The sequence below is a fragment of the Paratractidigestivibacter sp. genome, from assembly GCF_052362415.1.
In the GTDB taxonomy this organism is placed as follows: Bacteria; Actinomycetota; Coriobacteriia; order Coriobacteriales; family Atopobiaceae; genus Paratractidigestivibacter.
In genome coordinates this window covers 1-5099 of record NZ_DAWEMK010000017.1, presented here as the reverse complement: position 1 = coordinate 5099, position 5099 = coordinate 1, and the positions used below count along the sequence as shown (strand labels likewise).

The following is a 5099-nucleotide window of genomic DNA, read 5'->3' as shown; positions in this document are numbered from 1 at the left end:
CTCGGGCTTCACGCAGACGCCCGACTTGGCCTCAGGGTAGATCGCCTTGGCGACCTCGGCGGCCGTGCCGCCGCCCATGCGCTCCCCGTAGGCGGAGATGACCATCGGCAGGTTCATGCCGCCGACGGCGACCCAGTTCTCGTGACCCGGCTCATCGAGCAGGAGCGAGACCTGGTTCCAAGGGGTGCCTCCCTGAAGGTCGACCAGGAAGAGGACCTGGTCCTTCTCCTCAAAGCCGTCAACGGCCTCGAGGATCTTTGCCCTGAGGTCATCTGGCCCCATCTCGGGCATGAGCGTCACTGCTGCGACATCCTTCTGGGGGCCGAAGATCATCTGGCCGGACATCTTGATGCCCTCGGAGAACGTCCCGTGACTGGCTAGGACAATGCTAACCACCGCATACCTCCCTTTCTGTTTGCGGACCCAAACGTACAGTTACGGAAAAGCAGGCTTCCGGACTCGTCCACGATTCCGTCGTTCCCGCTTCATAACGCGTTCACAATTGTAGCGGCAGCATGGAGGAATCTTCCCCAAAAATCGCAATGTTGTTTGAACGTCAGTCCTCTACCTGCGGTTTTTCAAAAAGAAAAATCACTCACCGAATATTTGGTACCGTTCGGCGAGTGACTTGACTTTGAGCTATTCAGTGTCTGGTAGCTACCACTTTCCGGACGGCAAGTGACCCTGCAGAAGCACTTAGCAGGGGATGCAGACCAGGTCGTGCGAGGACTGCGTGAAGGGCTTGAAGCCGTCTGCGGTCATGAGGCCGAAGTCCTCGAGGCGCACGCCGAACTTGCCCGGCAGGTAGATGCCCGGCTCGATGGTGACGACGGAGCCCTCCGGCACGGGGCGGTGCCAGCGGCGGCCGAAGTTCGGGTTCTCGTGGATCTCGATGCCGACGCCGTGGCCCAGGCCGTGCTTGAAGTAGTCGCCGTAGCCGGCGTCGCTGATGACCTTGACGGCGAGGTCCTGGATATCGGAGCCGATGCAGCCGGGCTTGGCCGCGGCGGCGCAGGCCTCGTGGGCCTGGCGCACGACGTCGTAGACGTGGCGCTGCTCGTCGGTGGGCTCGCCCACGCAGACCGTGCGCGTCATGTCGGAGCGGTAGTCGTGGTAGCCGGCGCCGTAGTCCATGACGATCATGTCGCCCTTCTTTACCACGTACTCGCCCGGCTGCGCGTGGGGGTTGGCGCCGTTGGGGCCGGCCGCGATGATGGAGCCGAAGGCAAGGGAGTCGGCGCCGTTGTTGAACATGAAGTTCTCGAGCTCGACGCGGATCTGCTGCTCGGTCAGGCCCGGCTTGATGAAGCCGCAGATATGCTCGAAGGCGGCGTCGGTGATGCTCTGCGCGTGGCGCATGAGCTCGACCTCCTCGGCGTCCTTGACCATGCGCAGATCGCAGATGTCCGCGTGCAGGCGCGGGGTCAGGCATGCGGCGGAGGCGGCGTTCATCTCCTGCAGGAAAGCATCGTAGAAGGCCAGATCACAGGTGTCCTCGACGGCGACGACGCGGGAGCGGGCCTGCGCCGCGCGCTCGGCGGCCCAGGCGGCGGGCTGGACGATCTGCTCGTCGATCTGCCAGGGGGTGTCGGCGCCCAGGCGCTCGCGGAAGGTGTTCGCGTAGCGAGAGTCGGTGTGGAGCCACTGACCGTCGGCGGTGATGAAGGCGGTGTGGGCGACCTCGTCGTCGAACACGCGCTCGGCGCCCGTGAGCCAGCGAAGGTCAGGGTTGTTGCGCAGGATCACGGCGTCGTAGCCGCGCTCCTCCATGAGCTTGCGGAGCCGAGCGACGCGCCCGGCGCATGCTGCTGCATCTGCCATTATCTGGATCCTTTCTACCAGGAGTTTATTGACTTGTGCCGTCCGCGGCCGCAGGCTCAGCGGGAGGCGCACCAGGCGCCGACGTGCTCGGTGAGGGTCTCGGTCTCGACGGCGGTCAGGCGAACGCGGCCGATAGCGCGCGGCAGGGCGAGCATGAAGCGGTTGGTGCGCGCGAAGCGCTCCTGCTTGATCGCCTCAACGAAGGCGCCGGGCTCCACCTCGGCCTCGACGGTGCCCACCCCGAGCCGCTCGAGCAGCTCGTCCTGGGTGAACATGTCGTCGATCGAGAAGTTCTCCGCTGCGACGGAGAGGCGCGCCGCGAAGCGCAGGGCGTCGGCGAAGATCGCGGACTCGGGCACATCGGGGCCGGCCACGCTCCTGAGCGCGCGGCGGAGCGTCTGGCCGTAGTCGGCAGACTGCCGGATGGCGACCGACGTGGACGAGGCGACCTTGCCCTTGCTGCGCACGCACTCGGTGATCGCGTCGACGAGCGTCCCCTCGTCGCCCGCCACGAGGGCGTCCGCGGAGTCCCACAGGGCTCCGAAGGCCTTGTCGGAGTCGGCCATCGCAGCGGCGACCATGACCGAGCGCGCATAAAGCGCGTTCTCGTCGGAGCTGCCGGGCACGAGCACGTCGAGGTCGCAGATCTCGAAGCGGGCGGAGCCGTCGTGGGTGACCATGCGAGGGTGCCCGGGGAGGTCGAGCGCGCGCGGCTGGACGCCCGCGGTCAGCGCGGAGGCGAGGTCAAGAGGGACCACGGCGAGCATGACCTGCCCGCACCACTGAGCGCAGGCCGCGACCGCGAGCGAGAGCGAGCCCGCATGCCCGACGGCCACGACGAGGTCGTCGGAGGTGATCCCCGCATCGGCGAGGTCGTCGAGGAGCGCCCCCATAGAGGAGAACTCGTGGGCGGCATCGCCTTCGGGCAGCGTCAGCGCGTGCACGAGGAAACCTTGATCGGTAAGGCCACGGCGCAGCTCCTCGACGAGTCCGGCGGGCGCGTCGGGCTCCGCGGCGAGCGCGCAGGCGCGCGGCCGTCCGATCGCGGAGGCGAGGTCGTGGGCGACGCCGCCCACGATCCCCTTGCCCACGCGCAAATCAAGCGACGAGCCGCGCAGGGTCACCCACTGGCGCCTCATCGGCACCTCGGGCTCCTCGGGGGCACGGGTCTCCCCTTCCGGGGAATCCGGCGTCGGCTCGGTGGTCTCTTCGCTCATAGCAGGCCTTTCTCCCAGAGCAGCTGGCCGCTCTCGAGGGCCACCTGCTCGAAGCTCTTTTTCCTGATGTCGATGCGTATGTCCGCGCTCGCCTCGTACAGGGGGCGGCGATGGCGGTAGAGCCGCTCCGCCTGGCGCGCGTCGCCGAGGTCCGGCCTGCGCGCGGTGTTCCTGATCTGGCGCAGCGAGTCGGAAAGGTCCCCGTCGAGGAAGACAACCGTCCCCATCTCGTGCATGAGGTCGATGTTGCGCGGAGTCTCGACGATTCCGCCGCCGCAGCTCACGAGCAGGGACTTCTTTGCGAGGAGCGTGGCCAGGCCCCGTGTCTCCGCGTCGCGGAACGCCGCCTCGCCGTCCTCGGAGAACACCTGCGCGATCGGCTTGCCGAGGATCCTCTCGGCTATGCGGTCGGTGTCGACGCTGGGCCGGTGGAACAGCGAGCCGAGGTTGCGGGCGAGCGTCGACTTGCCCGCGCCGAGAAACCCCACGAAAAAGATGTGGTCACATCCCTCGTGGACGATATAGCCCGAATCTCCTGGAACCACCGAAACCCCCATACGCCTTTATATGGAGATGATTCTACACGCTAGCGGTAACGGATTGGTTTCGGGGCACGCGGGAGCAGCCCGCTACTCCCCCTCGAAGCTGACGCCGCGAAGGGCAAGGAGCTCGAACACGCGGAAGACCTGCGTGTACCAAAGGTCTCGGCGCGACTGAGGCCGGACGAGGACGGTGCGCACGCCCGCGAGGTTGCCCGCGACGACGTCGGTGAAGACCTGGTCGCCGACCATGACGGTCGCCTCGGGGGCCTCCTGCGCCATCTCCATGGCGCGCTCGAGCGCGAAGGGCGCGGGCTTCATCGCGTGGTCGACCGCCTCGCAGCCGAGCTCGCGGGCCGACTGCTGGACCTGGCCCGTGTGGAAGTTGTTGGAGACGAGGCACGTCTTTATGCCCACGGCGCGCAGGTCGCCCAGCCACGCGAGGACGGATGCCGGCGGGCGTTTGGTGTCGCGCGGCACGCAGGTGTTGTCGCGGTCGACGAGCACGAGTCGGACGCCGGCGTCGAGAAGGGACTGGGGCTCGATGAGCTCGACGCGCGCGACGTAACGCCACGCCCGCGCCGAGAGGCGCCTACTTGTTCTGGGCATTTTTGATTGCCTGCTGATGCTCTTCGTACGTCTTGCTGAAGTCGTACTGGACGTTGCCGTCCTTGTCGTTATAGAAGAAGAAGTAGTAGTAGCCCTTGTCGAGGTACTCTCCGTCGGGGGCGCAGACCGCCTGGAGCGACGAGAGGCCCGGGCAGCAGATCGGGGTCGGCGGGAGGCCCTTGCTGGTGTAGGTGCTGTAGGGGTCGCTCGAGTCGTGGACCTCGTCGGCGCTGGGGTCGTGGCCGACCGAGTAGGCGGTGGTCGCGTCGGACTGGAGGAAGCCGTAGTTGGGGTCGCCGTTGTTCTCCAGGCGGTTCCAGAAGATGGCGGCGACGGCGCCCTGGGTATTCGGGGTGGACTCCTTCTCGACGATGGAGGCGAGGTTGACGATCTGGGCGACGGAGAGCCCGCGGCCCTCGGCATAGCTCAGATCAAGGGTGGAGAGCTCGTTTTGGAACTGGGTGAGCATGGCGCGGATGATGCCGTCCGCGGTCGCGCCCTCGCCGAAGGAGTACGTCTTTGGAAAGAGGAAGCCCTCGAGCGAATCGTTCGAGGCGCCCTCGAGGAAGGGATAGTCGGCGACGTAATTGGAGGCCTTGGCCTGGTTCTTGAAGTCGTCGGCCGAGATCCCCAGCGTCTGCTGGACGGTGTCGGCGATGCGCGCGACGGTATAGCCCTCGGGGATGGTGAGCTTGGTGCCGCTCGCGTTCGGGCCCTCGGTCAGCTGCGTGACCAGCGAGGCGAGGTCGTCGCCCACGGTGATGGTGTACTCGCCGCTCTTCAGCGACTCGGCGGCCTTCATGCGGCTCGCCTGGGTAAGGAACTCGGACTTGCTCGTGATCACCTTGGCGTCGAAGAGCGCCTGCGCCACCGCCTGGGCCCCCGACCCGTCGGGGATCGAGACGTTGACGGT

General features: G+C 66.8%; 6 protein-coding genes. All 6 read right to left on the bottom strand.

The window, feature by feature from the left end:
• Window positions 1–396, bottom strand: a 396-nt coding sequence (locus ACT84W_RS03110; RefSeq protein ID WP_444328176.1) for a PTS sugar transporter subunit IIA, incomplete at its 3' end; no start/stop codon positions are given.
• A 300-nt stretch (window positions 397–696) separates the two neighbouring features.
• Window positions 697–1821, bottom strand: a complete 1125-nt coding sequence (locus ACT84W_RS03105; RefSeq protein WP_444328175.1) for a M24 family metallopeptidase — start codon at window positions 1819–1821, stop codon at window positions 697–699.
• A gap of 56 nt (window positions 1822–1877) precedes the next feature.
• Entirely contained in the window at window positions 1878–3038 is a 1161-nt protein-coding gene (locus ACT84W_RS03100; protein ID WP_444328174.1) for a 3-dehydroquinate synthase, read from the bottom strand.
• A complete protein-coding gene (locus ACT84W_RS03095; protein WP_417576121.1) occupies window positions 3035–3595 on the bottom strand; it encodes a shikimate kinase in 561 nt (186 codons plus the stop codon). Before ACT84W_RS03095 ends, ACT84W_RS03100 begins: the two co-directional genes overlap by 4 nt.
• Before the next feature lie 72 nt (window positions 3596–3667).
• Entirely contained in the window at window positions 3668–4186 is a 519-nt protein-coding gene (locus ACT84W_RS03090; protein WP_444328173.1) for a YqeG family HAD IIIA-type phosphatase, read from the bottom strand.
• Window positions 4170–5099: endolytic transglycosylase MltG (gene mltG / locus ACT84W_RS03085; RefSeq protein WP_444328172.1), on the bottom strand; the 930-nt coding region annotated here is incomplete at its 5' end. The genes ACT84W_RS03090 and mltG, both read right to left, overlap by 17 nt.